The organism is Pseudomonas salomonii, from assembly GCF_900107155.1.
Taxonomy (GTDB): Bacteria; Pseudomonadota; Gammaproteobacteria; order Pseudomonadales; family Pseudomonadaceae; genus Aquipseudomonas; species Aquipseudomonas salomonii.
The window spans coordinates 31,556-56,855 of record NZ_FNOX01000014.1 but is presented as its reverse complement, the minus strand read 5'-3'; the positions used below and the strand labels follow the sequence as shown (position 1 = coordinate 56,855).

At 57.5% G+C, this 25,300-nt stretch carries 30 protein-coding genes and 2 pseudogenes; 19 read left to right on the top strand and 13 right to left on the bottom strand.

The features are described 5' to 3' along the window. The first annotated feature begins 67 nt into the window (after positions 1–67). The 4 genes and pseudogenes from BLV67_RS27100 to BLV67_RS32135 form a co-directional block, all read left to right on the top strand. A complete protein-coding gene (locus BLV67_RS27100; protein WP_074854554.1) occupies positions 68–1,156 on the top strand; it encodes a lactonase family protein in 1,089 nt (362 codons plus the stop codon). A 30-nt stretch (positions 1,157–1,186) separates the two neighbouring features. Next, the gene (locus tag BLV67_RS27095; protein WP_083269392.1) at positions 1,187–1,891 is read left to right on the top strand and encodes a TerC family protein; all 705 of its coding nucleotides are present in this window, start codon (positions 1,187–1,189) and stop codon (positions 1,889–1,891) included. Positions 1,892–1,893: 2 nt separating this feature from the next. Next, positions 1,894–2,634 (top strand): transporter substrate-binding domain-containing protein, encoded by a 741-nt coding sequence (locus BLV67_RS27090; RefSeq protein ID WP_069787433.1) that lies wholly within the window; start codon positions 1,894–1,896, stop codon positions 2,632–2,634. A 14-nt stretch (positions 2,635–2,648) separates the two neighbouring features. Further along, positions 2,649–3,118, top strand: a pseudogene (locus BLV67_RS32135) (thiamine pyrophosphate-dependent enzyme); the annotation flags it as partial. On the opposite strand, the gene BLV67_RS27080 reads toward BLV67_RS32135, so the two are convergent. Beyond that, complete coding sequence (locus tag BLV67_RS27080; protein ID WP_065931239.1) at positions 3,119–3,688, bottom strand: TetR/AcrR family transcriptional regulator; 570 nt, start codon at positions 3,686–3,688, stop codon at positions 3,119–3,121. It lies immediately after the preceding pseudogene. 185 nt (positions 3,689–3,873) lie between these two features. Between BLV67_RS27080 and BLV67_RS27075 the strand changes: the two genes are divergently transcribed. After that, positions 3,874–4,530 carry a glutathione S-transferase gene (locus BLV67_RS27075; RefSeq protein ID WP_122528129.1) on the top strand — a complete coding sequence of 219 codons (657 nt, stop codon included), beginning with the start codon at positions 3,874–3,876 and terminating at the stop codon, positions 4,528–4,530. Positions 4,531–4,779: 249 nt separating this feature from the next. On the opposite strand, the gene BLV67_RS27070 is transcribed toward BLV67_RS27075, so the two are convergent. After that, a complete protein-coding gene (locus tag BLV67_RS27070) occupies positions 4,780–5,691 on the bottom strand; it encodes a LysR family transcriptional regulator (RefSeq protein ID WP_065931203.1) in 912 nt (303 codons plus the stop codon). A 133-nt stretch (positions 5,692–5,824) separates the two neighbouring features. Here BLV67_RS27070 and BLV67_RS27065 point away from each other — a divergent pair, with 133 nt between their 5' ends. Continuing rightward, positions 5,825–6,550: an SDR family oxidoreductase gene (locus BLV67_RS27065; protein ID WP_069787435.1), complete on the top strand. Its 726-nt coding sequence runs from the start codon at positions 5,825–5,827 to the stop codon at positions 6,548–6,550. A 165-nt stretch (positions 6,551–6,715) separates the two neighbouring features. Here BLV67_RS27065 and BLV67_RS27060 read toward each other — a convergent pair whose 3' ends face one another. Next, positions 6,716–6,934: a hypothetical protein gene (locus tag BLV67_RS27060; protein WP_069787436.1), complete on the bottom strand. Its 219-nt coding sequence runs from the start codon at positions 6,932–6,934 to the stop codon at positions 6,716–6,718. A gap of 218 nt (positions 6,935–7,152) precedes the next feature. Between BLV67_RS27060 and BLV67_RS27055 the strand changes: the two genes are divergently transcribed. The 4 genes from BLV67_RS27055 (at position 7,153) to BLV67_RS32740 (ending at position 8,784) form a co-directional block, all read left to right on the top strand. Next, positions 7,153–7,374 carry a PLDc N-terminal domain-containing protein gene (locus BLV67_RS27055; RefSeq protein ID WP_069787437.1) on the top strand — a complete coding sequence of 74 codons (222 nt, stop codon included), beginning with the start codon at positions 7,153–7,155 and terminating at the stop codon, positions 7,372–7,374. Positions 7,375–7,386: 12 nt separating this feature from the next. Then, positions 7,387–7,902 carry a hypothetical protein gene (locus tag BLV67_RS27050; protein WP_065931207.1) on the top strand — a complete coding sequence of 172 codons (516 nt, stop codon included), beginning with the start codon at positions 7,387–7,389 and terminating at the stop codon, positions 7,900–7,902. Between the two features lie 9 nt (positions 7,903–7,911). Next, positions 7,912–8,355 (top strand): DUF421 domain-containing protein, encoded by a 444-nt coding sequence (locus BLV67_RS27045; RefSeq protein ID WP_065931208.1) that lies wholly within the window; start codon positions 7,912–7,914, stop codon positions 8,353–8,355. A 249-nt stretch (positions 8,356–8,604) separates the two neighbouring features. Beyond that, entirely contained in the window at positions 8,605–8,784 is a 180-nt protein-coding gene (locus BLV67_RS32740; protein ID WP_122815505.1) for a hypothetical protein, read from the top strand. A gap of 42 nt (positions 8,785–8,826) precedes the next feature. Here the strand turns inward: BLV67_RS32740 and BLV67_RS27040 are convergent, their stop codons facing one another. From BLV67_RS27040 to BLV67_RS27025, 4 genes are all read right to left on the bottom strand, one after another. Then, positions 8,827–9,066: a hypothetical protein gene (locus tag BLV67_RS27040; RefSeq protein WP_069787438.1), complete on the bottom strand. Its 240-nt coding sequence runs from the start codon at positions 9,064–9,066 to the stop codon at positions 8,827–8,829. Continuing rightward, the gene (locus BLV67_RS27035; RefSeq protein WP_065931210.1) at positions 9,066–9,320 is read right to left on the bottom strand and encodes a DUF6555 family protein; all 255 of its coding nucleotides are present in this window, start codon (positions 9,318–9,320) and stop codon (positions 9,066–9,068) included. Before BLV67_RS27035 ends, BLV67_RS27040 begins: the two co-directional genes overlap by 1 nt. A 100-nt stretch (positions 9,321–9,420) precedes the next feature. After that, entirely contained in the window at positions 9,421–9,702 is a 282-nt protein-coding gene (locus BLV67_RS27030) for a hypothetical protein (protein ID WP_074854553.1), read from the bottom strand. A gap of 151 nt (positions 9,703–9,853) precedes the next feature. Then, entirely contained in the window at positions 9,854–10,615 is a 762-nt protein-coding gene (locus BLV67_RS27025) for an OBAP family protein (RefSeq protein ID WP_141722741.1), read from the bottom strand. A 187-nt stretch (positions 10,616–10,802) separates the two neighbouring features. Between BLV67_RS27025 and BLV67_RS27020 the strand changes: the two genes are divergently transcribed. Further along, complete coding sequence (locus BLV67_RS27020; protein WP_256122276.1) at positions 10,803–11,066, top strand: CinA family protein; 264 nt, start codon at positions 10,803–10,805, stop codon at positions 11,064–11,066. Between the two features lie 160 nt (positions 11,067–11,226). Here BLV67_RS27020 and BLV67_RS27015 read toward each other — a convergent pair whose 3' ends face one another. After that, positions 11,227–11,505 (bottom strand): hypothetical protein, encoded by a 279-nt coding sequence (locus tag BLV67_RS27015; protein ID WP_069787440.1) that lies wholly within the window; start codon positions 11,503–11,505, stop codon positions 11,227–11,229. Between the two features lie 15 nt (positions 11,506–11,520). Then, positions 11,521–11,740, bottom strand: a pseudogene (locus tag BLV67_RS33425) (hypothetical protein). Between the two features lie 191 nt (positions 11,741–11,931). Here BLV67_RS33425 and BLV67_RS27005 point away from each other — a divergent pair. Continuing rightward, the gene (locus BLV67_RS27005) at positions 11,932–12,642 is read left to right on the top strand and encodes a glycosyltransferase family 2 protein (RefSeq protein WP_065931213.1); all 711 of its coding nucleotides are present in this window, start codon (positions 11,932–11,934) and stop codon (positions 12,640–12,642) included. A 112-nt stretch (positions 12,643–12,754) separates the two neighbouring features. Here the strand turns inward: BLV67_RS27005 and BLV67_RS27000 are convergent, their stop codons facing one another. From BLV67_RS27000 to BLV67_RS26990, 3 genes are all read right to left on the bottom strand, one after another. Continuing rightward, positions 12,755–14,335 carry a rhamnogalacturonan lyase B N-terminal domain-containing protein gene (locus tag BLV67_RS27000; RefSeq protein ID WP_069787441.1) on the bottom strand — a complete coding sequence of 527 codons (1,581 nt, stop codon included), beginning with the start codon at positions 14,333–14,335 and terminating at the stop codon, positions 12,755–12,757. Further along, a complete protein-coding gene (locus BLV67_RS26995; RefSeq protein WP_069787442.1) occupies positions 14,335–15,588 on the bottom strand; it encodes a pectate lyase family protein in 1,254 nt (417 codons plus the stop codon). The genes BLV67_RS27000 and BLV67_RS26995 overlap by 1 nt, the downstream gene beginning before the upstream one ends. Positions 15,589–15,770: 182 nt before the next feature. Further along, the gene (locus BLV67_RS26990) at positions 15,771–16,448 is read right to left on the bottom strand and encodes a TetR/AcrR family transcriptional regulator (RefSeq protein ID WP_069787443.1); all 678 of its coding nucleotides are present in this window, start codon (positions 16,446–16,448) and stop codon (positions 15,771–15,773) included. Between the two features lie 162 nt (positions 16,449–16,610). On the opposite strand from BLV67_RS26990, the gene BLV67_RS26985 reads away from it, so the two are divergent. Genes BLV67_RS26985 through BLV67_RS33170 form a run of 7 tightly spaced genes read left to right on the top strand, consistent with a single transcriptional unit; the run spans position 16,611 to position 24,365 of the window. Further along, on the top strand, positions 16,611–17,036 hold the full coding sequence (locus tag BLV67_RS26985; RefSeq protein ID WP_083269394.1) for a DUF2147 domain-containing protein: 426 nt from the start codon (positions 16,611–16,613) through the stop codon (positions 17,034–17,036). Between the two features lie 27 nt (positions 17,037–17,063). Then, complete coding sequence (locus BLV67_RS26980; RefSeq protein WP_069787444.1) at positions 17,064–17,945, top strand: TorF family putative porin; 882 nt, start codon at positions 17,064–17,066, stop codon at positions 17,943–17,945. Between the two features lie 10 nt (positions 17,946–17,955). Then, positions 17,956–19,584 (top strand): xylulokinase, encoded by a 1,629-nt coding sequence (locus BLV67_RS26975; protein WP_069787445.1) that lies wholly within the window; start codon positions 17,956–17,958, stop codon positions 19,582–19,584. Continuing rightward, positions 19,581–20,258, top strand: a complete 678-nt coding sequence (locus BLV67_RS26970; protein WP_069787446.1) for a class II aldolase/adducin family protein — start codon at positions 19,581–19,583, stop codon at positions 20,256–20,258. Before BLV67_RS26975 ends, BLV67_RS26970 begins: the two co-directional genes overlap by 4 nt. Then, a complete protein-coding gene (locus BLV67_RS26965) occupies positions 20,255–21,736 on the top strand; it encodes an aspartate aminotransferase family protein (protein ID WP_065931221.1) in 1,482 nt (493 codons plus the stop codon). The genes BLV67_RS26970 and BLV67_RS26965 overlap by 4 nt, the downstream gene beginning before the upstream one ends. Positions 21,737–21,746: 10 nt before the next feature. Then, positions 21,747–22,367 (top strand): hypothetical protein, encoded by a 621-nt coding sequence (locus tag BLV67_RS26960; RefSeq protein WP_065931222.1) that lies wholly within the window; start codon positions 21,747–21,749, stop codon positions 22,365–22,367. Positions 22,368–22,391: 24 nt separating this feature from the next. After that, positions 22,392–24,365 carry an SDR family NAD(P)-dependent oxidoreductase gene (locus BLV67_RS33170; RefSeq protein WP_069787447.1) on the top strand — a complete coding sequence of 658 codons (1,974 nt, stop codon included), beginning with the start codon at positions 22,392–22,394 and terminating at the stop codon, positions 24,363–24,365. A 205-nt stretch (positions 24,366–24,570) separates the two neighbouring features. On the opposite strand, the gene BLV67_RS26950 is transcribed toward BLV67_RS33170, so the two are convergent. Then, complete coding sequence (locus BLV67_RS26950) at positions 24,571–25,290, bottom strand: type 1 glutamine amidotransferase (protein ID WP_069787448.1); 720 nt, start codon at positions 25,288–25,290, stop codon at positions 24,571–24,573. Between the last annotated feature and the right edge of the window lie 10 nt (positions 25,291–25,300).

Below are 25,300 nucleotides of genomic sequence, written 5' to 3'. Positions count from 1 at the left end.
GGGCGGTGTCTTAGCGGGTGGCTTCACCCTCCCGGCACATGCTGCTTCTACCAGCGATGAAAGTAAAATGACGAATAACAAACCCTCGCAGACCCCTCGGTTTGCTTACGTTGGATCGCGCACAACCAAAGAGCGAAATGCCCGTGGCGTAGGTATTACCGTCTACCGTTATGCGCCTGAAACCGGCGCGTGCACATTGGTTCAGACGCTCAATGATCTGGTGAACCCATCGTTTTTGGCCTTCAATCACTCGCAGACCCATCTTTACTGCGTGCATGGTGATCTCAGCGAAGTGAGCTCGTTCGCCATTGACGAGAAGACCGGTGAATTGACCAGGCTCAATACCGTTGGCACCCAAGGCAAAAACCCCGTTCATCTCAGCGTCGATCCGACCGGTAAGTTCCTGGCTGTTGCAAACTATGCCACTGGCGGCTTTGCGATCTTCCCGATTCAGGATGATGGTAGCCTCGGCGAGCTGGCTCATCTGGAGTCTCTGCCCGGCGAACCTGGGCCCCATAAAGTGGAACAAAGCAGCTCTCATCCACACATGATCCCGTTCGACCCGTCCGGACGATTCCTGGTTATCCCCGACAAAGGGTTGGATGGCGTCTTCGTCTATCGCGTGCAGCAGAACAACGCGAAATATGGTGCTACCCAGGTCAGCATGGTCAAAGCCCGTGAGGGGGCGGGCCCGCGTCATGTGGTGTTTACACCGGCAGGGAAAAACGCTTACGTCGTGAACGAACTCGACAGCAGCGTCACAGGGTACGCCTACGATGCCGATCAAGGTTCGCTCCAGCCTCAGGAGATTATCTCCACACTGCCATCCCACTTCACAGGCAATAGCCGTGCGGCGGCCATCGTGATGGCGCCTTCCGGTAACTATCTCTATGTGTCGAATCGGGGGCAGGACGGCGTGACGACCTTCGCGATAGAGCCAAATGGTGCGTTTGCCGCCAAATCGCACACTGCGTCTCAAGGTCGTAAGCCTCGCTTTATGAATCTCACGCCGGATGGCACGCGCCTGTTTATTGCCAACGAAGAAAGCGACACCATTGTCAGCTTCGACGTCGATCAGGTTACTGGAGAGCTTGCCGCGAACGGCCAAGTCATCAAGACCGGCAGCCCTGTGTGCATGATCTTCAAAACTATCTGATTGACCGGCCCCTGGCCTTGAGAGCTCATTTTGATCGAACTCATAAACTCGCCAGGGTTCTGGCTGGCCGTGATGCAAATCATCGCCATCGATATTTTGTTGGGCGGCGACAACGCGGTTGTAATCGCGCTGGCGTGTCGCAAGCTCCCCGAAGCACAACGTAATCGCGCCATTATTGGCGGTGCTCTGGGCGCGATCCTATTGCGAATAGGGATGATATTCTTCGCACTTCAGCTGTTGGAATGGCCTTTGCTCAAGCTCATTGGTGCCTTATTGCTCCTCTGGATCGGTATCAAGCTGATGGTTCCTGAGGATGAGGATGCACACGACAACATGACGGCGAGCCCAAAGCTTTGGGGCGCGATCAAGACCATCATCGTTGCCGACGCGGTCATGAGTCTGGACAACGTGGTCGCAGTAGCAGGGGCCTCCGGCGGGCAGATTGAGCTGGTGGTCTTTGGTATCGTGATCAGTATCCCGATCATCATCTGGGGCAGCAAGTTGGTACTGCATTTCATGGATCGATATCCGATTGTCATCACCCTTGGAGCTGCATTGCTCGGTTGGATCGCGGGCAGTATGGCGATCACTGATATAAGCCTGCCGGCGGTACCGGCCTGGGCTCATTACGGTGCCGGCATCGTCGGCGTGACAATAGTATTGATCATCGGAAAATGCATTGTCAGTTCGAATGCAGCTGCGGGTGATAAATCAGAAATAGAGAGGAGAGAGTAGCCGTGGAATTTGATCTTGCCGCCGTACGAAAAGATATCGCTCCACAGGGAAAGCTGCGGGTCGCAATTAACCTCGGTAATCCTGTACTGGCGAAGCTTGACGAGAAGACCCAGGTTTTCTCAGGCGTGTCGGTCGTGTTGGCCAATGCACTCGCTGATGAGCTTGGAATTGCTATTTCACTGACCGCCTATGACGCCGCCGGCAAGGTCTTCGCAGCACTTGAGGAAGGCGCTTGGGATCTTGCGTTTCTCGCCATTGAGCCAGTCAGGGCTGAGAAAATTTCCTTCTCAAACCCCTACGTCTGCATCGATGGCACCTATCTGGTGCGAACGCAAAGCAAGTCTGATCGAGCTTCTGAATTGGACTCGGTCGGCTGCAGGATCGCAGTGGGCAGGGGAGCGGCGTATGACCTGTTCTTGTCCCGGACGTTGAAAAATGCTGAGTTGGTTCGAGCGAACACTTCAGCCGCCGCCGTTGACGAGTTCTTGAAGCTTGGACTCGATGCAGCTGCAGGTGTTCGTCAGCCGCTGGAGCGCTTCGCCCGAAGTACGACAGGCGTCAGGGTGTTGAGTGACAATTTTACGGAAATTCGTCAGGCGATGGCTGTTCCGAAAGGCAGAGCGCTTTCTGCTGAGTACGTCCAGAACTTCATCAATCGCTGTCTGCGCAGCGGACTCGTTGCCAAAGCGCTGGGCGACAGTGGCGAGCCGGATGCGCGAGTTGCTCAGCCCTACGTGGGGTAGACCTAAAAATCATTCCGCGCTTTTTGGGCAATGCGGCGTTGTCGTCTGGTGACTTCGTACATCGTGCCATTTTGGAAATCCGCAATGCCAATGAGGAGCAGATTGCCGAAGGTGGCGACAATAATCGCTTCCCGATCTACCCGCAGCGGCTGGTCGCTGACATTCGCCGTGTACTGCCATCTGAAGGCATCGTAGCGTTGGACAACGGCATCTATAAGGCTTGGAATACGGGAACCCAGACTTCGTCAAATACGCCGAAGCCTACGGCGCCTTTGGTCACCGCGTGGAGAGCGCAGAGGGCCTGGCGCCCCTGCTGGAGCACGGCATCAAGACGCCCGGTGTACACGTCATCGACTGCCCAGTGGACTACTCCGAGAACGACCGCATCCTGAATCAAGCATTTCTGCGCGCTTTCGGAAGCCGTCGCCAAGCGATGCAGAAGGTATTATTCAAGCCGGCCACTGGCCACGGCCCAGACGCGTGATCAAGAGGGGGATGGGATCAGTCCTGATTCCTTATAGCTTTCTATCAAATCATCGAATTGGTGAATGTCCGTGCGCGTTCGCGCAATGAGTTGCGCACCGGCGACGGCCGTGTAGATCGCACGTGCCCGTCGCTCGCGGGAGTACACATCCCCCCATTCAGCGTCTTCCAACACTTGGATCAACCACGCCACGTTTATGTCTGCAAATGCCCTGACTTCAGCCGTAACCTCTTCAGGCAGATCTTCGTATTCGGCTGCCATGAAACTGGAAAGACAAAGTCGGTTAGCATTTTCCAGCGACGTCCGAAAGATTGAAGGAAACAGCTGCAAGCATTCCCACGGATCAGAATGAGTCGTCCGGATTTGTGACAGCGCAGCCGATGTGTCTTCCCAGTAACGGCGAGCAACCGCGGAGCCCAAGGCCGCTTTGCTAGGGAAATGGTAATAGATACTCGCGTTCTTGATGCCGACTTCATCTGCGATGCTTCTGAAATTGATCCCACTATAGCCGTGTAGCTGCGCAGCGGATTTCGCCGCTGTCAGGATAGCTTCCCGTGCGTTTTCGCTCACCTTGCACCTCTCTGATTTCCTGCAGGTATAGGCCAATCCTACTCCAACGTACAGCACCTGCCAATTGACAGGTAGGGTGTTGACAAAGGGAATTTCTGGTCGCAATATCCACCTACCAACTGACAGGCAGGTAGCTGGATATGACTATTGCATCTCAACAAGCTGACGTTTCATCCATCCCACAGATGAAAATCTACGACTGGTTCGACGGCCCTTATCCAGCTCGGGTGCGCATCGCGCTGGCCGAAAAAGGGCTGCTGCCGAAGATTGATTTCGTGTCAGTGAATCTTTGGACGGGCGAACACAAACAGCCTGAGTTTCTGGCAATCAACTACTCAGGAACGCTTCCTGTGCTTGAACTTGCCGACGGGACGTTGATCGCAGAGTGCACCGCGATCACGCAGTACCTGGACACTCTGGATGGCAATCCGTCACTCACCGGAGAGACGCCGTTGGAGAAGGGTCTCATCCACATGATGACCAAGCGCGCAGAGATCGAGTTTCTCGATGCGGTGAGCGTTTACTTCCACCATGCCACCCCTGGCTTGGGGCCAAAGGTCGAGCGCTATCAAAACGCTGAGTGGGGCGCGAAAATGGGCGAGAAAGCCGTACGCGGTATGCGCTATTTCGACAACCTTTTAACGTCTCGGCCGTTCGTTGCTGGCGATAAATTTTCCATGGCCGATATCGCCGTTCTGGGGGGGATGATCTTCGCATCACTGGTGAAGCTTGCGGTTCCAGAGCAATGCGTTGCTCTCAAAGCCTGGCACGCCAAAATGCAGGAACGCCCAAGCGTTCAAACGTGGCGCGCGCTGGTCGAGCAAGGGGCACCGAAGAGCTAAAGAGTTAAGGGTAATGCATCCACCGTAGCGCTATTGGTAGATGTGACTCACTCTTTTTCAAAGAAGGCATGGCGATCAGGGGCGTCTCCCAAAGCAGGGGGAACGCCCCATTTGCTTTGGTTGCCGACTATCAATGGAAGTGGTGAAACAGAGCCACAGTTTCTCCGTCGCACGAGGCAGGAGCCTTGCGGTGGCCATCATACAGCTGGCTTGAGTGATCGAGGGCACCGGGGAAACGAACGGCGGCGATCACTGACGTTCTTGCCCAATGAAATCAACGAATGCCCGTAATGGAGCGGACATCAATCTACTGGAAAAATAGAGCCACGGCCCTTCAAAGGTATCCCACCATTCATGTAGAACTGGCTGAAGATCACCCCGTTGGAAATGCGGGTGCAGCCAGTTTTCGAAGGTTGCGATTATGCCCTTGCCACTTCGCGCCAGATCAATAGCCGCTGCAGCTCCATCGACGCCAATGACCAATCTGCCGGGCGGGTCGACGCTCAGGGTTTCCCCATTCTTTCCAAAGTCCCAGCTGACCATTGCTCCGCTGGAATAGCGTAGACGGATGCAATCGTGATTCATCAACTCACTTGGATGTGAGGGGATGCCGCGCGACGTTAGATAGGACGGGGCGGCAGCCAAGGCAAGTTGCTGCAACCTTGGTCCTATGGGAACGGCAATGGTGTCCTGCGCAAGGTGTTCCCCATAGCGTATCCCGGCGTCGCAGCCTGCTGCGGTAACGTCTACAAGGCGATCTTCGACCATTATCTCGATCCGAACTTCTGGATAACGTGCGAGAAAGCGATCAATGAGTGGCGGTAGGATGTCTACCATGACCGCGCCTGTCACGTTCAACTTCAACGCGCCTCGCACGTCTTGAAGGGAACTGGCGACATCTGCGAACACTGCTCTCATTTCTCCGAGAAGCGGAGTCATTCGCTCTGCCAGCTCAAGCCCTGCCGCCGTCGGGACAACGCTTCGAGTGGTACGGATGAGCAGGGGAACGCCCAAGCCCGACTCCAGCGCAGAGATCCGTTCGCTCACGGTTGATGGCGACAAGCCAAGCCGCTTGGCTGCCGTCCGAAAACCTTTTTCGTGGAAAACCGCAAGAAAAATCGATAGGTCATCCAGAGAGCATTGATCAATATTGTTCGCCATAGCGATCAGACTATTCGGATTCAAACGGGTTATCAATCATCCGCACGCGCGATACAAAGAGTGCGTACACGCTATGCGCTCCAGTCGAGCGTGTTGTTGATAGACCTCAACGGATAGCCAATGGAGTTCTGCAATGAGCCAAAAAAACGTACTTATCACCGGTGCGAACAAGAGTATCGGGTTCGAAACCGCCCGTGAAATGGGCATGCTGGGTTATCGAGTTTGGCTAGGTAGCCGCGACGAAAGTCTGGGTACGCTTTCCGTATCCCGACTGTTGGCCGATGGTATAGATGCCCGCTTGGTCATCCTTGATGTGCGCGACATCGATAGCATTAGGGCGGCGTCTGAACGGGTTTTGGAGGAAGACGGCAAGCTGGACGTCCTTATTAATAATGCGGGTATATCAGGCGCTCAACCCATCGCACCCAGTGAGCAAGACATTGGCGACATCCAGAATGTTTACGACACCAACGTGTTTGGGCCGATCCGGGTTACTCAAGCCTTCCTTCCTCTTCTGAAAGCAGCGCAGAAGGCCTGTGTGGTGATGGTGAGTAGCGGGTTGGGTTCGCTGACCTGGACTTCTGATCCAGCACATCCGTACTCTCGGGTCGATGCGATGGGTTACAACAGTTCAAAATCTGCGTTGAATGCGGTAACCATTGCATTTTCCAAAGAGTTCGCTGCTTTCGGCATCCGCGTGAACGCCGTTGACCCAGGCTATACCGCCACCGATTTTAATGGGCATTCGGGCTACCGGACAGTGGCCCAGGCAACTTCGGGTATCGTGTGGCTAGCCTGTCTTGATTCGTCGGCCATCACTGGGAAATTCTTTTTTGACCAAGAAAGTGCACCGTGGTGATTGAAACCTTTTGTTAGGGCCTACGGACGGGAAAGATCGCTTGAATCAAGCGCCCTCTAATTTCCACCATCGTCGCTAATGATCGAGCTCGGTAAGTGAGTTGGCCGGACGCTCACCGGCTCTCCGAATGTTGGGTAACGGTATTCTGTAGGCGGCCCCGGTCGGTCAGAAACAGAGATGTTCAATCGCTTCATGGAAAAGCGCTTCAGCTTTGCCGCGAAGTCGCAGATATTCATCAAACATTTCGCTATCGAAATCAGGGTGCTCCAAGAATTCGAATGCGCTTTTGCTTAGGGCATTGGCCTCGTTGAAAAGCTTTTGATTCTGCTCCATGGCCAACTGGCGGCAGGCCATCATTGTGGTGTGGGTGTTGTTGTATCGCATGGCTTAAATCCTTCGTCAGCAGGTCTCTCTGGTTGTGTGACCCGCTTGCAAAGCCGCCGTATCAAATTGGTTCTTCCTGAGATATCGATTAATTCAGCGATTCAGCTGCGCCTGAATTATCGCCTTTTTAGATCGACGCTTCGCCATTTCAAAAAATATGAACCTCATCGCCGCGCCTCAAACCTAACAACTTATAACCAGTAACCGGGAGGTGCGTCATGCAAGTGACCTATTTTTGGATTGGCCTGATGGTCATTCTGTTGTTGCTGGACTTATGGGTCCTCAATAGCGTCTGGCGTAGCGATAACAGCACGGCCAGCAAGGCGGGTTGGACGGCGTTGGTCTTGGTATTACCGTTTGTGGGGTTGGCTATTTGGGCGATTGCGGGTCCGCGCGGCATCACCAAAGGCCCGTCCTCTCCAGAACACAGTAAGGGTTGATCAAGGGGGCGTATGAAGGAGCCTGTTCATCGGGACCTGCACAGTCGCAATTACCCCGTCGATGAAGACATGGTTTTGCAACGCAAGGTCTGGCGTTTCGAGCGATGGGGCTGGTACGGCTTGGTTGTGCTGATTGGGCTCACCTTGGCAGGATTGTTCTCCAAAGGCCCCCTGAGCAGCGCAGAGGCACGCAGTGCCGATGGACAACTGCGGGTCGAGTACCAGCGGTTCCTGCGCAATGGCTCTTCCGATGAGTTGATCGTCCATCTTCAGGGCAAACCCCGCGAACCGGTTGAAGTCGAAATCAGTGGCGAATTATTGCGCGGCTTTGAAATTGAAATGCTTCAACCGCAGCCACTCAAGGCGAGTGCCGCAGGCGAGGGCGTAAGGCTGTGGGTGCTCAGCGACGACGCAGGGCAGGCGATCGTGCACCTGACGGTGCACAGCGATGGTGTGGGCACTTTTACGACGCGCGTTTCGCTGCCAACCGGCGCCTCATTGGGTTTCTCACAGTTCATCTATCCCTAGGGGGGCATCATGGATTCGGTGTTACGGGCAGCTGCTATCTACCTGGTGTTGATGATCCTGTTCAAGATCGCCGGCCGGCGTTCGCTTGCGGAGCTGACCACTTTCGACCTGGTGCTGTTGATGGTGATTGGCGAGGCGACCCAGCAGGCGTTGCTGGGCGATGACTTTTCGCTGACCAACGCGGTGCTGGTGATCGCAACGCTGATTGCAATAGACATTGGTTTCTCACTGGGCAAACAGCGTTCACGCTGGTTTTCCCGCCTGCTTGATGGCGGCCCGACGATAGTCGTCGAGCATGGCAATGTGCTCCATGAGCGCCTCAAGCGTGCGCGGTTGGATGAAAGCGATATTCTTGAAGCCGCCCGATCCGCTCAAGGCATCGTGGAGATCAATCAGATCAAATTCGCGATCCTTGAGCGCAACGGAAAAATTTCCGTCATTCCTTCTGAATAGATCCAGACTAACGCCGTAAGAAACACAGTTTTTCGATGAGATCAATCAACGACTCGTGGGCGACCGGTTTGCTGAGCGTCCGCTATCAGCCGGGTTCGGCGGCGTGATCATGCTCGCCGCCGCCGGCCAGTTCCTGCTGTTGTTGCTGTTCTATTCAGGGCTTTACCGGCACCGGGGCTGGGTACGCCTGTTTGGCTGGGTGTACCTGCTGTAAAGGTCGTGCTGCATATCAGTGATTGAGGAGGCGTCATGAGGGAAACATCCAAACCCCACACCTCGGGGCATACCGAGCAAAAGGTGCGTCCCGATACGGCAAAGCGTAACGACAAATCGGAGGACCCGGCGGTCAACCGCCCCTGGGAGGTGGACGTCGATCAAGGCGGCGTCGCACCTGGAGGGCCTTCAAAAGACCCTGAGTCAGGGGCGTGATACCTGGCCGTGCGTCAGCCCTGTTTTCGACAGGGCTGTCAGCTACCTTCGCTTGGCGCGGTGAATGCGCATCCACTCTTGGTAAGCGGCGGTGCGTTGCGCATCTGCGACTTTCTTCGCTTCGATGAAGCGCGCCCACGTCTGGGCATCGCCGCTGTAGGACTCGATGATTTTGTACGCTTGCGCATCGAGCCGGTCGGCTTCGAAAAACATCTGGTTATTTCGCGCGACCTCATCATCGCGTGCTTGTCTCATCGTATAACCAAGCGTCTGGCTGTTCATCATGCGAGACCCTGCGCCCATTGCACCTGCGTCGCGGCGCTCCAGCGCACCTGTGTGATGCCGTATTTTTCCGCCATCGGTTTGGAAACACGCTTGAGGGTGTGTTGGCCAAATTTGGGTATGACGGCGACACCTGCATCGCAACTGGCCCAATGCCAAGCCTCGGCATTGTTCATTTGCGATGCGCGCAGGATGAACGACTTCGGTTCGCCGTGAAGTTGATACTCGATGGTAAATAGATTGTTATCTTTCATGAGGCCTCCTTATGCTCATGAATTACAGATATTTGACGTCAAAAAAAATTCAAAAAATTGTCCGACAATTCGATGGGTGAGCGCCGGCGCTTATCACACCTCAATCATCTACTGTAAAAGTGACCCACCCGGCCGCATTCGTGGGTCGCTCTATGTCGACGATGACGCCACTGACGGTGGCGCCACCGGGTAAATTGACCGCGACAAAGTTAGGATTGCCCGGCCAATCCAGTGGCGTGTCGAAATCCAAACGCGCAATGGTCGGCTTGCCTCTACTGCTCATTCGGATGTTTACTGGATCATTCAAGCGTTCATCTGATGGTGTCCCCAAATGGCGCGATGCAGTCATCACACTGGCAATACCTTGGAAGTCGTAAGACATGCTGATTTACCTCATCTAAACGGGGCGGCTGCCTCCGATTTCAGTTATGCGGCGCGTTGTTTGTGGGAATGCGTGCACGGTTTTGAATCTGGTCTTGCGATAGAGAAGGGCTCGCAAATGATCGTTCAATCCAAATGACTGAGTGGTGCGTTCAGTGCTGATGGGCCGTTATCGTCGGATCGGTGATCTGAATAACGGTGCCCTGTTGCCATGCGTCCGCACCGGGTGCGATGGGTGGCGCAACTATATCGATGCGAGTCTGCTTCTTTTCGGTGCTGTCGATACCCATTCGCTGATCTCGCTCGGCGACCATCCCAGGGTCGGCCTGGCCATCGGTGGTAAACCCCATCATCAGTTGCGGCGCACCCAGCGGCAGACGTTTGTGGAGATCGGTATGCCAGGTATGCCAGGTCTTACCGTAGGTGTGTACCAGTTTTTCCATCAGGGCGTGCTCGGCCACTTCGGGGATGCCCGGCGCGATAAGTTGTCCTGATTTCACTTCATGCACGTGGCTGTGCCAAAGCGCCTTTTCAGGGGCTGGCAGCGTGTTGAATAACTGTTCGCTGATGATGTATTCCACGCCCATCAACTTTGCATCCTTGCGATTACCGTCGTAGATCACGCATTGAATCACCTCCTCGTTGAGAATCGCGCAGTAATGATGCGCTTCCATCTGTACCTCAGGATGGCCGTTATAAAAGTGAAAACCGTCCAGATAGGCGTTCAATGCATCAATAGGCGCACGAGATTGGAGCAGGGCTGTACCGGCTTCCAGGGTTCGGGTAGATGCAGTAGTGGGTTCGCCGGGTGCCCCCACATTCGAGGGGGAATCATTGCCAGCGCAGGCGCTTAGCAGCGTAAAGGTTGCTGCCAGGGAACATGACTTGGCCATGCGGGCTGTCTTGATAATCATTGTCATAGGTTCCATCCTCTTGCTTTCTCTCAAGCTGACTGGGGAAAGTCAGGTTCAACCTCTGTAGACGTTGGAAAACGGGACGCTGTGCACGTTCAAAACACTTTCGCTTGAACATTGATTGATCTGAAAGGTGGTCTTTGGAACAGGGTGATAGCGCAATCGCTCGTGCGCAGGAGCAATTATCATGTTTGTCGCCGCTTCTATCGTGGAGTACCTCAAACGCAATCGACCGGTCATTGCGACAGCCGAGTCCTGTACCGCGGCAAAAATTATCACACTGCTTTCGGAGGTCGACGGCGGAGGGGCATGTATTGAGAGTGGCGATGTTGTCTATTCGGCAGAAGCGAAACACCGACTATTTGGGCACCGTATCACTGCGCTTAAACATAAGCGGTATTGGCGCGGCTGTACCATTCTCAAAGCCGTTCATAGGGGATGGGCCATTTGAAATCCGGTTATATCCAGGAGCAAATACTTTTCTCCTCAAAGAGTGGGAGAGGGCAACATGAAATAAAGTTTTAACGCTGTGCATATCCCTCGACGAGTGGCGTGCAGCAGGCTCCCTAAGCGTAACAGCAGCGGCAGGCGCAATTTCCTCGCCATCACCACTAGGGTTGTGGGTCGACGTCCAGCAGCAGTGCTCCGCCGGGCAGTTTTTCAGTGTGGCGCACCACCCCACAGCAGGTGCCGCCCTCCCATTCGAAGGTCAGTGTGTGAGCCTGTTGTAGCTGGCTAGGCCAAGGCCGTGCGAGTTGCAGCTGAAATCCAGACGCTGTGCGCATTATGCGTGCTCTGCATTCGCTCGCGAGTGGGTTCACGCCGAACAGCGTGTCCATCAGGTAAGCAATTTTGATTGATTGCATCGTCGCTTCAGTAGAGTCCGGCATATGAAGTCCTGTTTGTTACCCCACGGATGAACGCCTGGAAGACTGTCTCGACATGACCATTTCTTCCAGTATTTCCCGTATGAGCCTATTGATTCCTGGTTCCCCGTGATAGTGGGCGCGATTGATATTTGCGATGGTGAACTGATCAGCGTCGTGCGCCGTCACAGTTAACTTCGCAGTTAGGAAGGCGAGCGCAAAGGGCTGTTTCAACCTCCACTTTGGTTAGCGTGTCCATCAGTTCACCGGATTAAAAGCCCGAACACGACAAGGCTAGTTCAAAATGCCGCGGCGTAAATGCTGGCAAGATAATGGCGTTGCGCGACGTACCTTTAGAGGTAACTGTTCTCGTAACGATAGATTCTTTAAACCTTCCTTATCAGGGCGGTGTCGATTCCTGGGCACACTTCGCGAGGAAAGGGATAGAAGATGATAGGGATCGTGATACCTGCTCATAACGAAGAACGCTATATCAGCAAATGCCTTGAGTCCGTACTCCTCGCCGTTGAACACCCGTCACTAAACAGTCAGCCGGTCGAGGTACTCGTCGTCTTGGATGACTGCTCAGATAGCACGCAGGCATTAGTCGCGGCGATGGGCGTAAAGTCGATTGATGTCGCCTTTCAAAACGTGGGTAAGACAAGAGCTGTAGGGGCTGAGCATTTGCTGAAAGCTGGTGCACGGTGGCTTGCTTTCACGGATGCCGATACCGTTGTACCGCCCGATTGGCTGGCGCGTCAGATTGAGTTTGACGCTGACGCGGTGTGTGGAACAGTTGAGGTCGACAGCTGGAGGGAATATGGAGAGGTAGTCCGCACTCAGTACCTCTCGTTGTACAACTTCATCGAGAACCATCGCCATATTCATGGGGCCAATCTGGGCTTGAGTGCCGAGGCTTATCAGAGCGCTGGTGGATTCCAGCATTTGGCAGCACACGAGGATGTTCAACTGGTTGCAGACCTCCAGAGGATTGGAGCACGTATTGTCTGGACAGCCACCAACCCTGTGGTCACCAGCGCGCGCCGGGACTACAAGTGCCAGGGTGGATTTGGAGATTATCTGGCTTCCCTTATGCCTCCCAATACCGACAAAGGTGTGGAGCCGTCCATAGGTTCAGATTCTGGTCTTGGGGTTGGGTGACCTTATGGAACTGATTGATTGGGTGCAATGGCCGGCCCCTGTCAGCCACTCGCGGGCTATCATTTCGGTGTGCTTGTCGAAGGTGAGTGAGCCGATCGAGTGCCCGTGATCATCACTGCACCCACTGCACGCTATCGAACACAAAGCCCGGGCTAAGAAAGCCATTTCCCGTTTTACCTGACGCCACGCCGATCTCCAGTGAGTTAACGCCTACCTGCAGCGCTGTGGCCGGAATACTGACCTCGAACACGCTGTTGTTGCCGCGATAAGTGCCTCGAGTGATGCCACGGCTGTCGGGCTGCTTCGACGCGGGTGGCACTGGCGCGGTCCAGTGCTGATTGACGATCACTGCTGGACGCCCCCCGGCTTGGGCCAGCGAAATAAACAGGCGTAGCCGGTAATCCCTCAGCTCGTTGGCGGCCAATACGAACTGGATGCGCGTGGGGCTGTTAACGTCGCGCCATTGCACCGCCGGGAATTCATCAGGAGTGCTAGTGCCTACGGTGTAAGTGACGGGGCCCCATGACGCCATGCGTGAATCGCTGGGATGTGCCGTTAGCACCAGGTGCGCGTTGAGAAAACCAGCTGGAGTGCCATCGGGCACACCAATTTGCCATTTCACCTGGCCTGGAAGCGGTTGCGCCTGCAAGCTCGCCTGGCTGATGGTGCCGGCTTTGACATCAACCGTGCGCTGCGCGACTTCCAATTCATTCTGATAGAGCGTCATCCGGTATTGCCCCGGGCGTACCGCAGTCAACTGGAACCTCCCGCTACCATCGGCGCGCGCCCAATATTCGGCGTTGGCATTACTCAAACCCACCACCGCCGGCAGTGCGCTGGTCACGCCGTAAACGTGACCGGCTACCGCGCCGCGCCCAGCGCTGTCCACGAACCCCACAAGGCCCAGGCTGTTATTGACGAAACCCACGTCGATCAAGGCAGCGTCAGGGGTGCCACCGTCGGTAAACAACAAGCCGTAAACCCCATGCAAGCCGCCGCGATAGGGCTCGGTCTGGGTGTGATTGGAGAACATGTAGTTGTAAAGCTCATGGGTGGTCGGCGTTTTCTGGGTGGCAATATCTTTGAAAAACGCACCTCCAGAGCTGAGTTCACGACTGCCCATCAGCATGTAAACCGCCACACCGGGGCCTTTGACCGCGTGCAGTGGGTCGTTGATCATCGGTTGTGTCGAATAGAACTTGGAGCTGGTGCGCCCGTTGGGGAGCAAAAACACATCATTGCCCTCGATCGCTGTGCCGACGTTGGAGTCGGTACCACGGTCGGCCTTGGGCAGCTTGTTAACGTTGAGCCGCGCCACGAAGCGCAGCTCGCCCACAGGCAGCAAGGTGGGCGCATAGGTCGCCATGTAAATGGCCGCGCGGCCTTTTTTGGCCAGGTAGTAGTGGATCAAATCACCCGCCCGCGCGCTGATGACGATCACATCACCCACTGTATGCGCCTCGACCTGTGCACTGCCCAGCCCGGAGGCGATCTGCGAGGCCTTGGGTTCGGTGGTCTGCAATTCACTGCCGCGATAACGCAGGGACACCAAGTCGCCATTGCGGGTGTCCACGCTGAACAGCAACTGTGCATCGGTGTCGACGACGATGCGGGAGTCGGTGCGCGTGAAGCCGAAACCGGCGAAGGCAGGCGTCGCCAGTGAGCAGAGCATTAGCATCAGGAAACGTCGCATCAGTGGTTTCCTGAAGGGAGGTGGCCCGCACCGGCATCGCGCAGCACGCCCGTTCGCGCGATGTCGGCCGGCTGCGGCGCAACAAGGTATTGACGGTAGGCCTTGAAGGCCTCCAGCACCGAAGCATCCTGGGGACGATAATCATCGCCACTCAGACGCTGCCGGTTGGCAACACAGGGCCTGCCCAGCGCAGCCTGGCAGGTATCGTCGGCCGACGGCGGCAGGGGCGTGAAGAGGGCATACGCGCTGCCAGGTTGCTGGGTATCGTTGAACAGCGGGTGGGATACGTCTTCGAAGTCATTGCCTTCCACCAGTAGATAGGAGCTGGCGGTACGCGACATGACCGCGCCCTGGTATGTCAGATGAACAAACAGGTTATTGACCAGTTGCGCGCGCACTTCAGCATTTCCCATGCCGCCGGAATGGGGTGCACGTCCCGAGGTGTCATGCACATAGTTGTTGAGCAGGGTCAGGGTGTCGTGATGGCCCAGAAATAACCACACCCAGTAATGGTGACCATCGCACGTTGCGGAGTAGGGCGTGCGGCCGTCGAATTCGTTGCTGGAAATTGTCACATGGGTCGCGCTGCCCCAACCGGTCACGATCATCTGCCGGCCGATGCGCGTAAAGGTGTCATGGTCGATCCAAACGCCATCGGCATCGTCGAGCGTGAGTGCATCGCCGCCCCAGACCACACGGGGGTTGATGTCCGACAGGGTCAGGTTACGCACGATGACATTGTGCGCGCCGCTCCCGATAAACAGCCCCATGCCCTGTATACCGGCATGAGCGCCCACGCCCAGCAGGGTCTTGTTCGAACCGATCTTCAGGCGCTGCAACCCGGCCTTGTCATACGTCACCGTGGCCGGTGGTTTTGACTGGCAGAAATGGTTGGCACCGTCGATCGCCCATTGTCCACCGCCATGGGCACAGGCGTTGGCTATGCATCCGGCTTCTGTTACTTGGGCGCTGCCGTCGGATACAACCGAACCGCGAAAATCAAAGGTATGGTCCAGGGCGATGACTCGCGGTGTGTCATCGGTGCAGTTGCCGCGCGTGTCGAAGCTGGCACACAGGGCTGTTTTCAGTTCGGCCGGTGTGCTGGGGCGCACGGCCGCAATTTGGCCACCGCCGGTCACGTCTTTGGCAAAACCTTCGGCATGGCTTGCCGCCAGAGCCGGTTGCGCCACCAGCGCAGCGGCAGCTAACACGAGGGCTGAAAGACACTGGGGCGACGGGAGCGTCAACGGCATATTCCTGAGTGGTTCAATACTGGCGGCCAAACCTTGTCAAACAGGCCCGCCATGATCTGAATAGGCGCGGGTATTTATCAAACGGTTTTAGCCCGACAGTCATTGTCTTCAGCTGAGGTTCAGGCGCGCGCTGTCCGCAGGCAGGGAGCAGCGGGTTCGCGCCGGCCATGCTCGCTCTCACCTCATGCGCTTGGAGCAGGCGCCAACCGGTCCAGATGGCTGACAATCATCGACGCGACCATAGCGCAGACGCTCTTGGGGTCCATGGACTCGTCAAACAGCAGTTCGATCGTGGCGTGAATCATCTCCACCGCGACACGGGCAGCGGTGTTCAGCTGTTGAGGATCGACCTGTGGAAATATCGCTGCGAGGATCTGCGCCTGTGCGGCGGACACCTTGCGGTGGGAGTTGAGCCGCACGTGCTTCAGTGCCGGTACGGCGCGCAAGCCCTTGAGAATCCACATGCCGCCCAGCGTTGCCTGGGTGACCCGGTAGGTGTCCAGGATCAGATCGGCCAGCGCCGACTCCAGAGCCTCGGGCGGTCCGGACAACAGCTGCGGCGTGATCCAGTTATCGATCAGCGCGTTCTGTTTTTCCAGCAAACGCTCACCCAGTACCGACAGCAGTGCGTATTTGTTCGGAAAGTAGCGGTAAAGCGCCGGCGGGGTGAGCCCGGCACATTCGCAGACCAGGTTGGTGGACAGTCGCTCTATTCCCACATCGCAAAGGGTTTGTGCGGTTGCGACCAGAATCCGCTCGTATGTTTCAGTGCTGCGCTGTTGTGCAGGTGGTTTCTTATGTTCTTGAGTTTTCCCGGCGGTGGTAGCGGCACGGGCGCTGGCAGTGTTGGGCTTGGCCATAGGCACCTAGCAAAAAAAGGTTGAAGAGTCAGCTTATCAAAATGAAAAAAAATGTTGCTGAGCCAGATAATGGTAGTTATAACTATCGTGTAGCGATGACTATCATAACCGATGCGTCGCTGGTGTGACGGTCTCTTAAAACAAAAAATACAGGTGATGACTATGAACGCTCGGCAATGGCTGTTCCTTTCACTGGCACTGATGTGCTGTTCCAGCGGTTATGCGGCGACGGGCCCACAGGAGGCCAAGGGCCTGTGGCTCACGTCGGAAAAGGATGCGGTGGTCAAGGTTGACGATTGCGCCGACAAGCCCGGCGCGCTGTGTGGGAAGGTGGTCTGGGTCAAGGACGTGGCCTCCACCACCAGCGATTGCGGCGTACAGATCATGCAACTGGAGCGTTTCGACCAGCAAGCGTGGCGCGATGGCTGGGTGTTCGACCCCCGTGATCATAAAAAATACAAAGGCGTCGTTCGGGTCAAAGAGGGAATCCTCAATGTCCGGGCTTTTGTCGGCACCGAGATTCTCGGCAAGACAGAGCAATTCGAACGCATTGCCTCACTGCCTCCTGCACCGGTTTGCGCTTTGTAAATCCGACCTTTCTTGTAGGAGAGCCCCATGCGTGCAACAACACACCATTATCTGATGGCTGCCTTGCTGTGGCCCGTTGTCAGCCCATCCCTGGCGTTCGCCGACGAGATGGCCAGCTATGCAATCGATGTCACGGCCAAGGCCGTATCCGATGTCAGGACCCGGGGCGTGTCGGATTCGTTGAACCGGCCGGGTGCCCGAGTCACCATTCAAGTCGCCCATGAATCAGGGCTGGTGGCACTGGCCGAATTCACCACCGTCAACAAAAAGCAATTTCCTGAAGGTGATGGTCTTGGCGTCCTGCTCGCCGGCGGTTATCGCTTCGGCGACCCGGAGGCGTGGCATTACGGCGTGGGTTTGGCGGCAGAAATGTTCCCCGGTGCGCAGTTCAAGGCACCGAACAAATTCGACTTCGACACTTTCACTCCGACCGATGAGCGTACGACCAACTACAACAGCCAGTTCGCCGTGTTGGAAATCGGTTACGGCGCGCTTGAAGGTCGGGTCGCGCGGGTCTTGTCAAAAACCTACCGTGGTGCCAACACCGGCGGCGTGTGCGGGGCCCAGTTGCAGTTCCGCGACGATCCCACCAAGGGCCTGGAATGTTACGCCAAGGGTGACCGCAACTCCCGTGGCAGCATGCTCTATGACCTGGACTACAAATACGCACTCGGCATGAACACCACGCTGAAGCTGCATGCGGGCTATCAGCAAATCGTCAATTTCTCCGAAGCGAACGCGGCGGACTACGACATCGGCCTGATCCATCACTTGTGGGGCTTCGATTGGGGGCTGGACTTTGTCACCGCCAAGACGCGCGCGCGCGAGTTGTACATGGCCGAGGACGACGGCCATGTGCGCGCCACGGATGAAAACCGTTGGGTGGCATCGATTTCGCGTACTTTCTGAGTAGACCTTTATGACTTCGCTTTTCTTATCCCGGACGCCTCAGGCGGCCACCGGTCTGGAGCAACTCGTCCTCGCGGTGGACCTCGGCACCTCCGGTTGCAAGTGCGCGCTGGTTTCACTGGAAGGCGATATTCGCGCATGGGCGTTTCACAGCGTGCCGCTGCATGTGAACGGGTTGAGCGTCGAGCAGGCGCCGCAGGACTGGTGGGATGCCTTCCTGCGCGGCGCCAACGAACTGTTGGGCGCCGACCCCGTCAGGCGCCGCCAAGTGATCGCGGTGTGTTGTTCGACACAGAGCGAAGGCACGGTGTGCGTGGATCGGGACGGCACGGCCATTGGGCACGCGATGTTGTGGCTGGATAAACGCGGCGCCGGTGCGGTTAAAAAACGCATGGGAGGAGGGCGGTTCAGCCTGGCCGGGTACGGGCCGCTCAAACTCTGGCGTTCGCTGCGCTTGACCGGTGGCGTGGCGTCTTTGTCCGGCATGGATTCGGCCGGGCACATGGCCTACATCCACGATCATGAGCCGCAGCGTTACGAGCGCACCCACAAGTTCCTCAACGTACTCGACTACATGAACCTGCGCCTGTCGGGCCGCTATTGCGCCACCAACGACTCGATGCTGACAGCCTGGATCACCGACAACCGCGATCCCCACCGCATCCGTTACGACGACGGCCTGGTCAAGGCGCTGGGCATCGAGGCGGGCAAACTGCCTGAGCTGGTCCGCTCCACGGATGTTATCGGCACCTTACGCCCGGAGCTTGCCGAAGCGCTCGGTTTGGCGCGCACCACGCAAGTGGTAGCGGGCGCCGTCGACACCTCGGCGGTGGCTGTTGGCGCCACTGTCAGCGACTTTGCCCCACACCTTTATCTGGGCACCTCATCGTGGGTGGGCGCACACGTCCCATTCAAGAAAACCAGCGTGCGTCATCACATTGCGGCGGTACCCAGTGCTGTCAACGGTCGCTACCTGGCGATGGCGATGCAGTCGGCGGCGGGCGCTAACCTTTCATTCCTGCGTGACAAGGTGCTGTATCACCCGGATGAGCTGCTCAGTGATGAACAGCAACCGGACGTCTACGCCTTGCTCGACCGCATCGCCGCGCGGGTGCCGCCAGGTTCCAGAGGGTTGATTTACACACCCTGGTTGTGTGGCGAGCGCTCGCCGATCAGTGATCCGAGCCTGCGTGCCGGTTTGTTCAACCTGAAACTGGAGCACTCACGGGAAGACATCATTCGCGCCTTCATGGAAGGGGTCGCGCTCAATACGCGCTGGATGTTCGAACCGTTCGCGCGCTTTCTCGGCCAGCCCAGCGATGTGATCGTGGCCACCGGTGGCGGTGCCCAATCGGACGTGTGGTGCCAGATCATGGCTGACGTCTGTGGGCGCGTTATCCAGCAGCCGCAGAACGCGATCCAGACCAATGCACGCGGTGCGGCGTTCATTGCGGCGGTGGCGTTGGGCAAGCTGCAGTTTCACGACCTACCCAGTCTCAAACGCCCGCACCGCCTGTTTGAACCGTCCCGTGCCACTCGCGCGCTGTACGACGATCAATTCGCCACGTTTCAGGAGGTTCGCAAACGCCTCGCGCCCCTTTACCGACGCCTGAACCCTCCACAGGAGACTGCCTCATGAGTCATGTCCAAGAGCAAATTGTCGAGCTCTCGCAGCATTTGTGTCGCCGCGGTTTTTTTGCGGCCACCGGCGGCAATCTCGCGCTGCGCATCGATGCGCAGCACATCGCCGTCACGCCGTCGGCCACTGACTATTTCACCATGCGCCCCGAGGATGTCTGCGTGCTGCGCCTCAAGGATCTGGCGCAGCTCTGCGGTGAACGTGCACCCACGGTTGAAAGCGGGTTGCATGCAAAAATCCTGCGGGCGCGCCCGGACGTGCAGTGCAGCATCCACACGCATCAACCCGTAGCCAGTGCTTGCACCTTGCTCGGCGAACCGATGGATGTGCCCAACCCTGAACTGTGGGATTCCTTGGGTAAACATATTCCCCTGGTCGGGTACGCACCTTCAGGCTCCAACTGGCTGGCCGGCAAGTTCGGCCGGGCCATTCGTTGGGACTACAACGCGTACCTGATGCGCAACCACGGAGTGTTGTGCTGTGGCCCGGATGTCGAGACAACCCTGTCGCGCCTTGAGGACCTCGAGACCTTTTGCCGTGACTACCTGTTACGCCTAATCACCGAACAGTCCCGGCATAAATCACAGTCACCTGCCGCCGTCGCACGCCTGGTCGACGCACTGGTGCGTTCCAGCGCTGCCCAAGCCCACTCATCTTCCGAGACCCCATCATGAACAAACCCCTTGATCCCGTCACATTGCCTGCACCGGCAGATTCAGCGGTTTCGCAATGGCCTGATGTCGACTCGCTGTATCGGCGCTTCGATGCGCTGGTCAAGCAGCCGATTCGCCCCTTGAAGCGTGAGGCGCTGAACAAGGTCATGGGCTACTTCGACGAGCGCTGCCAGGGTTCGAGGCGGCTTGCCGAGGAGGCCAAGAAATTCATACCGGGGGGCGTGCAGCATAACCTCGCGTTCAATCACCCGTTCCCACTCGCCATCGCCCAGGCCAAGGGCGCGCACCTGACCGATGTGGACGGCAACCGCTATATCGATTTTCTACAGGCCGGCGGTCCGACTTTGCTGGGCTCCAACCATCCGGCGATTCGTGAGCAGGTCAACCGGATCCTCGACGACTGCGGGCCGGTCACCGGCCTGCTGCATGAATACGAGGTGAAGCTGGCGCAGTTGGTCTGCGAAGTGATGCCCGGGGTCGACATGGTGCGCCTGCTCGGCTCCGGCACCGAGGCGGTCATGGCGGCGGTGCGTTTGGCGCGTGCCTATACCCGCAAGAAATGGGTGATCAAGATCGGCGGGGCGTATCACGGCTGGAGTGACCAGTTGGTATACGGCATGCGGTTGCCGGGCACCGGCCGTATGGAGGCCGTCGGCATTCCGCGCGGCGCCACGGCCCACACCCAGGAAAGCCCACCGAATAACCTGGACGCGTTGCGTCGGCGCTTGCAGATAAACCGTCTGCGCGGCGGCACGGCGGCGATCATGGTGGAGCCCTTCGGCCCGGAAAGTGGCACGCGTCCGGTGCACCCGGACTTCAACCGCCAACTGCGCAAGCTGTGCGATGAGTTCGACACGCTGCTGATTTTCGATGAAGTGGTCACCGGCTTCCGCGCCGGCTTGGGCGGCGCGCAAGGGTATTTCAACGTGATGCCGGACATCACCGTACTGGGCAAATGCCTGACCGGCGGCTACCCGATGGCGGGTGCGATCGGTGGGCGCAGGGACGTGATGCAATTGCTCGCCGGTGGCATCGGCACCAGTGCACGGCGCGCATTTGTCGGCGGCACGTTATCGGCCAACCCGTTGTCCTGCGTCGCGGGTTACTACGCCTTGATCGAGGCGCGCAAACTGAATGCGCCGGCGTTGGCGGGACGCGCGGGTGACCGAATGCGCAAGGGGCTGGACGAAATCATTAACCGCCGTGGCTTACCCTATGTGGCCTATAACATGGGCTCGATCGTGCACCTGCAAACCTCAGGCGTGTTGTTGCTGGATACCAGCAACCCGCTCAAGTTGCTGCGTGCACGTAACGAAGCCAAGTCGCGCAAGCACATGATGGAAGAGATGGGGGCTGCTTATACGGCCCACGGGGTGATCACGCTGGCCGGCAGTCGGATCTATACCAGCCTGGCGGATACCGACGACGTCATCGACGACGCGCTCGAGCGATTCGACGCCGTTTTTCAACTGGTGTGAGGTGAGCGTGATGCAGGATGTACTGCGGCAACAATGGCTGGAAATCCGGCAACGGCTGGTGGGTCTGGTGCAGGAGGGGAGCAGTTTTTCCTTGCGCATACCGGGCGAGCAAAGCATATGGTGGGGCCAGTTGGATGACTTGGCCCCCACTCACGTCGATTGGCCGGTGCATGTGCTGGGTGACAGCCAGACCCACCAGGCGATCTACCGTGCCCGGAGTGACGTCGGCGCCATTTTGCTGGGCGGAGGGGACTTCGCCCAGCGCCTGGCAGACTTTGGCGGGGTCATGCCCATTCTATTTGATGAGCAGGCACGGCATATTGGCCATATGGGGGCGCCGGCGGCGTCAGTCCACGACATTCCCGGCGCCTTGCAGCGGGGTGGCAATGCCGTGTTGATCAAGGGCGTGCCCGCGACCCTGGGCACCACCGGTACTCGGATGGCGATGAATGCGCAGCTGTTTGAAAAGTGCGCCAAGGCCTTCACCCTCGCCAAAGCGTCTGGCGCCAAGATGACGCTGTTGCCCTGGTGGGTGGTGCTCGTCGCCAACGGCCGACTGATGAAAGATGAAAAACGCGCGACGCAATGTTTTGCCCGAGGCGAGATTCCGCCCGAAAACCGTGGTTACTGAAAACCCTTCAAGAGGTGTAACGCCATGCACATGTCGTCCGCTGTTTCCCGTAAACACCTGAGTGTCGCCTTGGCGCTGGGCTCGATCGCCGTGCTGATGGTGGGCCTGCAACCCTTGTTGCTGGGAGAGTTGCTGGCGCAAAACCGCCTCTCACTTGAGGGCGTCGGCTTGGTCGCCATGGGTGAAATTCTGTCGTTGGGGTTGGGCGTAGTACTGGGCGATTTGCTGCGGTCGGTGTTCAGTCTGCGAGTGATCACGGTCGTCGCCATCCTGGCAGCATCGGGGATGGACCTGATCACGGCCAATACCACTGGCGATGGCGCCCTGGCACTGACGCGGGCCCTGGCCGGATTGGCCGAAGGCCTGCTGTTATGGGGCACCGTCAACCTGATCGTCCAGGGGCCCGCGCCTGATCGTGTGGCGGGTGTGTTCATGGTGGTGCAGACACTGGGTCAGGCGGCGGTAGCCGCCGTGTTGGCATATTGGGTACTGCCGATTCAGAGCACATCGTCTTACGGTTTTGTGTTTCTGGGAGTGCTGACGGGCGCTTCGTTGCTCTTAGTCCGCTGGCAACCCAGTCGACTGACGAATCAGCAGGCAGAGCACGCGGAAAGTACCAAGTTCGGTTGGGGCCTTAACCACGTGCTGCTGCTGGGGCTGGCCTTTATGCAGCTCAGCGCCATAGGTGGGCTCTGGGCTTACCTGGAGCCATTGAGCAAATACGTGGGAATGGATGCGCAAAGCGCACAATTGCTCGTTTCTGGCACGTTACTGATGCAAGTGTTGGGCGGGTGCCTGGGGATTATCCTGGTGCGTCGAGTCTCGGACTATTCAATGTTGGCGGTCGCCGCTTCGTTGTTGGGTGGCATCGCGCTGGGGATGTATTTTTCGACTGATATGGGCGTCAAGGTCTTCCTGGTGTTGTGCGGCGCGTTTGGCTTGATCTGGCTGATGTTGACGCCGTTCCAGGTGCGTATCGCGTTGCAACTTGATCGCTCGGGGCGGATAGCGGCGCTGGTTCCAGGCATGCAACTGCTGGGGTGCGCCTTCGGCCCTTTGATGTCCTCGCAGTGGGTAGTGGGAGAGAACGCCGAGTACGTGTTGCTGGTCAGTGCCACATTCTCGCTGATTGCACTGACTCTGGTCGGTTTGCTGCGCCGATGCCCCGCGAGCAAGCCCGCAAGCTTTGCGCGCAAAGTGGTGCTGGTGGTAGGCGCGTCCTCCGGCATGGGCCGGGGCCTGGCGGTGCGTCTGGCGCAGGAGGGGGCCTGGGTGGTGGCCACGGCGCGGCGCAAGGAGCTGCTCAATGACCTGCAACAGGAAATTACACTCCAGGGCGGCAAATGCCTTGTCTCGGCGGTGGATGCCCTGGATGAGCAGGCGGCGGCCGGCCTGGTGGATGAAATCGTCAAGCTGTATGGTCGCCTCGACGTGGTCGTGCTCAATGCCGGCGGAGCGCCCGCGCTGGATATGCGCGAGATGAAAGCCGCAGATGTCACGGCGTATATGCGCTCGAACTACGATGTGGTGGTCAACTACCTGTTCCCGGCCCTGGAGCAGATGAGCCGCCAGGGGCATGGTTTTGTGGTGCACACCAATTCACTCGCGGGTTTTCTCGGTGTGACGTTGCAGGGACCGTACAGCGCCGCCAAGGGCGCCCTGCGCTTGTTGATCGATACGTGCCGCATCGAGTTCGGTGGCCGTGGCATTCGTTTTCTATCGCTCTACCCAGGGTTTGTCGCCACCGCGCAAACCGCCAACGATGGTATGCCGGCACCGCTGGAAATATCCGAGGCCGTGGCGGTCGACCATATGCTGTACGCCATGCGCAGCCGCCGATGGGATTATTTGTTTCCCTGGCCGATGAGGTGGGTGATCCGCCTGGCCAGGGTGCTGCCCAAGCCGGTCACGTTGTGGGTGTTGCGTAAGGAGTTGCCAGGCGCGCAGGCGGTTGACAGGCGTTATGAGCCGGCCGTGCCGCTGAATAAAACCGGCTGATCCTCAGTGCTGGCGCCGCTCGCTCGGCAAGCAGTTGGCTATAGGATGCTCAAGCCTGTAGCACATCGCCTTGCCGAGGGTTTTACAGGTGCAGCACCTTGAATCGGGCAATTTGATTGCCGTTACCCACACCGACAATGGGCCAAGACGATGCGCACGACACCCTGTAAAAACTGTGGAGAGTTTTACTCGTTTTATTTAAGCCCTATTGGGTCAGGTAATCCGCAACGAGCTTGTCCAAAAATAGGAACAGCTTCTGGTTCATCTCGTCGTAGTTGTTCTGCCGCAATGCTGCTGGCTGTTGGACAAACCTGCGGTCAGTCAATGTCGCCAGTTCCGTTTCAGAGGCTTGGATCAACAAGTCCACAACGCCTTGGGTGAGTTCCATATGGCACTGAAAGCCGTATACCAAGTTGCTGTACTCAACGATCTGGCGCGGACAGCCTTCACTGTACGCAATGATCCTGGCATTCCCGGTGAGGCCAGGCATGTCGTTGTGCCAATGACCGACGTCCAGCGTCTTGCCGAAATGGGAAAACTTTGGATTCGCCAAGCCTTCCTCGGTCAGGTGAATAGGGAATTTGCCGATTTCTTTCTCGGGGCTGTGTGCGAAAGGCGCATTCAGCGCTTCGCCGATCAGTTGCGAACCCAGGCAAACACCGACGACCGCCCGACCGCTTGTGATGGCTTTGTTGATGAGTTCGCGCTCGGCCAATGCGTTGAAATGGGCGCATTGCTCAAGCGATGTGCCAGGGTCCTGGGGCCCGCCTAGCACAACCAATAGGTCGAATGAGGCGGCGTCGTCCGGGAGGACGGCATATTCGTATACGCGTGAATAGGTTGCTTGATAACCCCGGGCGTTTACCCAGTCCTCAAACGCACCCGGTGCTTCGAAGGACTCGTGCATCACAAAATGGACTTTCAACGGTTTACCC

Coding starts and splice junctions, on each gene's coding strand:
- BLV67_RS27065 (WP_069787435.1), top strand. CDS start 5,825: ATGAGCCAAAAAAACGTACTTATCACCGGTGCGAACAAGAGTATCGGG.
- BLV67_RS27060 (WP_069787436.1), bottom strand. CDS start 6,934: ATGCGATACAACAACACCCACACCACAATGATGGCCTGCCGCCAGTTG.
- BLV67_RS26985 (WP_083269394.1), top strand. CDS start 16,611: ATGAACGCTCGGCAATGGCTGTTCCTTTCACTGGCACTGATGTGCTGT.
- BLV67_RS26965 (WP_065931221.1), top strand. CDS start 20,255: ATGAACAAACCCCTTGATCCCGTCACATTGCCTGCACCGGCAGATTCA.
- BLV67_RS27045 (WP_065931208.1), top strand. CDS start 7,912: ATGGATTCGGTGTTACGGGCAGCTGCTATCTACCTGGTGTTGATGATC.
- BLV67_RS27025 (WP_141722741.1), bottom strand. CDS start 10,615: ATGATTATCAAGACAGCCCGCATGGCCAAGTCATGTTCCCTGGCAGCA.
- BLV67_RS26980 (WP_069787444.1), top strand. CDS start 17,064: ATGCGTGCAACAACACACCATTATCTGATGGCTGCCTTGCTGTGGCCC.
- BLV67_RS26995 (WP_069787442.1), bottom strand. CDS start 15,588: ATGCCGTTGACGCTCCCGTCGCCCCAGTGTCTTTCAGCCCTCGTGTTA.
- BLV67_RS27075 (WP_122528129.1), top strand. CDS start 3,874: ATGAAAATCTACGACTGGTTCGACGGCCCTTATCCAGCTCGGGTGCGC.
- BLV67_RS26975 (WP_069787445.1), top strand. CDS start 17,956: ATGACTTCGCTTTTCTTATCCCGGACGCCTCAGGCGGCCACCGGTCTG.
- BLV67_RS27015 (WP_069787440.1), bottom strand. CDS start 11,505: ATGCCGGACTCTACTGAAGCGACGATGCAATCAATCAAAATTGCTTAC.
- BLV67_RS27035 (WP_065931210.1), bottom strand. CDS start 9,320: ATGAAAGATAACAATCTATTTACCATCGAGTATCAACTTCACGGCGAA.
- BLV67_RS27040 (WP_069787438.1), bottom strand. CDS start 9,066: ATGAACAGCCAGACGCTTGGTTATACGATGAGACAAGCACGCGATGAT.
- BLV67_RS32740 (WP_122815505.1), top strand. CDS start 8,605: ATGAGGGAAACATCCAAACCCCACACCTCGGGGCATACCGAGCAAAAG.
- BLV67_RS27000 (WP_069787441.1), bottom strand. CDS start 14,335: ATGCGACGTTTCCTGATGCTAATGCTCTGCTCACTGGCGACGCCTGCC.
- BLV67_RS27055 (WP_069787437.1), top strand. CDS start 7,153: ATGCAAGTGACCTATTTTTGGATTGGCCTGATGGTCATTCTGTTGTTG.
- BLV67_RS27030 (WP_074854553.1), bottom strand. CDS start 9,702: ATGTCTTACGACTTCCAAGGTATTGCCAGTGTGATGACTGCATCGCGC.
- BLV67_RS27100 (WP_074854554.1), top strand. CDS start 68: ATGACGAATAACAAACCCTCGCAGACCCCTCGGTTTGCTTACGTTGGA.
- BLV67_RS26960 (WP_065931222.1), top strand. CDS start 21,747: ATGCAGGATGTACTGCGGCAACAATGGCTGGAAATCCGGCAACGGCTG.
- BLV67_RS26990 (WP_069787443.1), bottom strand. CDS start 16,448: ATGGCCAAGCCCAACACTGCCAGCGCCCGTGCCGCTACCACCGCCGGG.
- BLV67_RS27050 (WP_065931207.1), top strand. CDS start 7,387: ATGAAGGAGCCTGTTCATCGGGACCTGCACAGTCGCAATTACCCCGTC.
- BLV67_RS27020 (WP_256122276.1), top strand. CDS start 10,803: ATGTTTGTCGCCGCTTCTATCGTGGAGTACCTCAAACGCAATCGACCG.
- BLV67_RS27005 (WP_065931213.1), top strand. CDS start 11,932: ATGATAGGGATCGTGATACCTGCTCATAACGAAGAACGCTATATCAGC.
- BLV67_RS33170 (WP_069787447.1), top strand. CDS start 22,392: ATGCACATGTCGTCCGCTGTTTCCCGTAAACACCTGAGTGTCGCCTTG.
- BLV67_RS27070 (WP_065931203.1), bottom strand. CDS start 5,691: ATGGCGAACAATATTGATCAATGCTCTCTGGATGACCTATCGATTTTT.
- BLV67_RS26970 (WP_069787446.1), top strand. CDS start 19,581: ATGAGTCATGTCCAAGAGCAAATTGTCGAGCTCTCGCAGCATTTGTGT.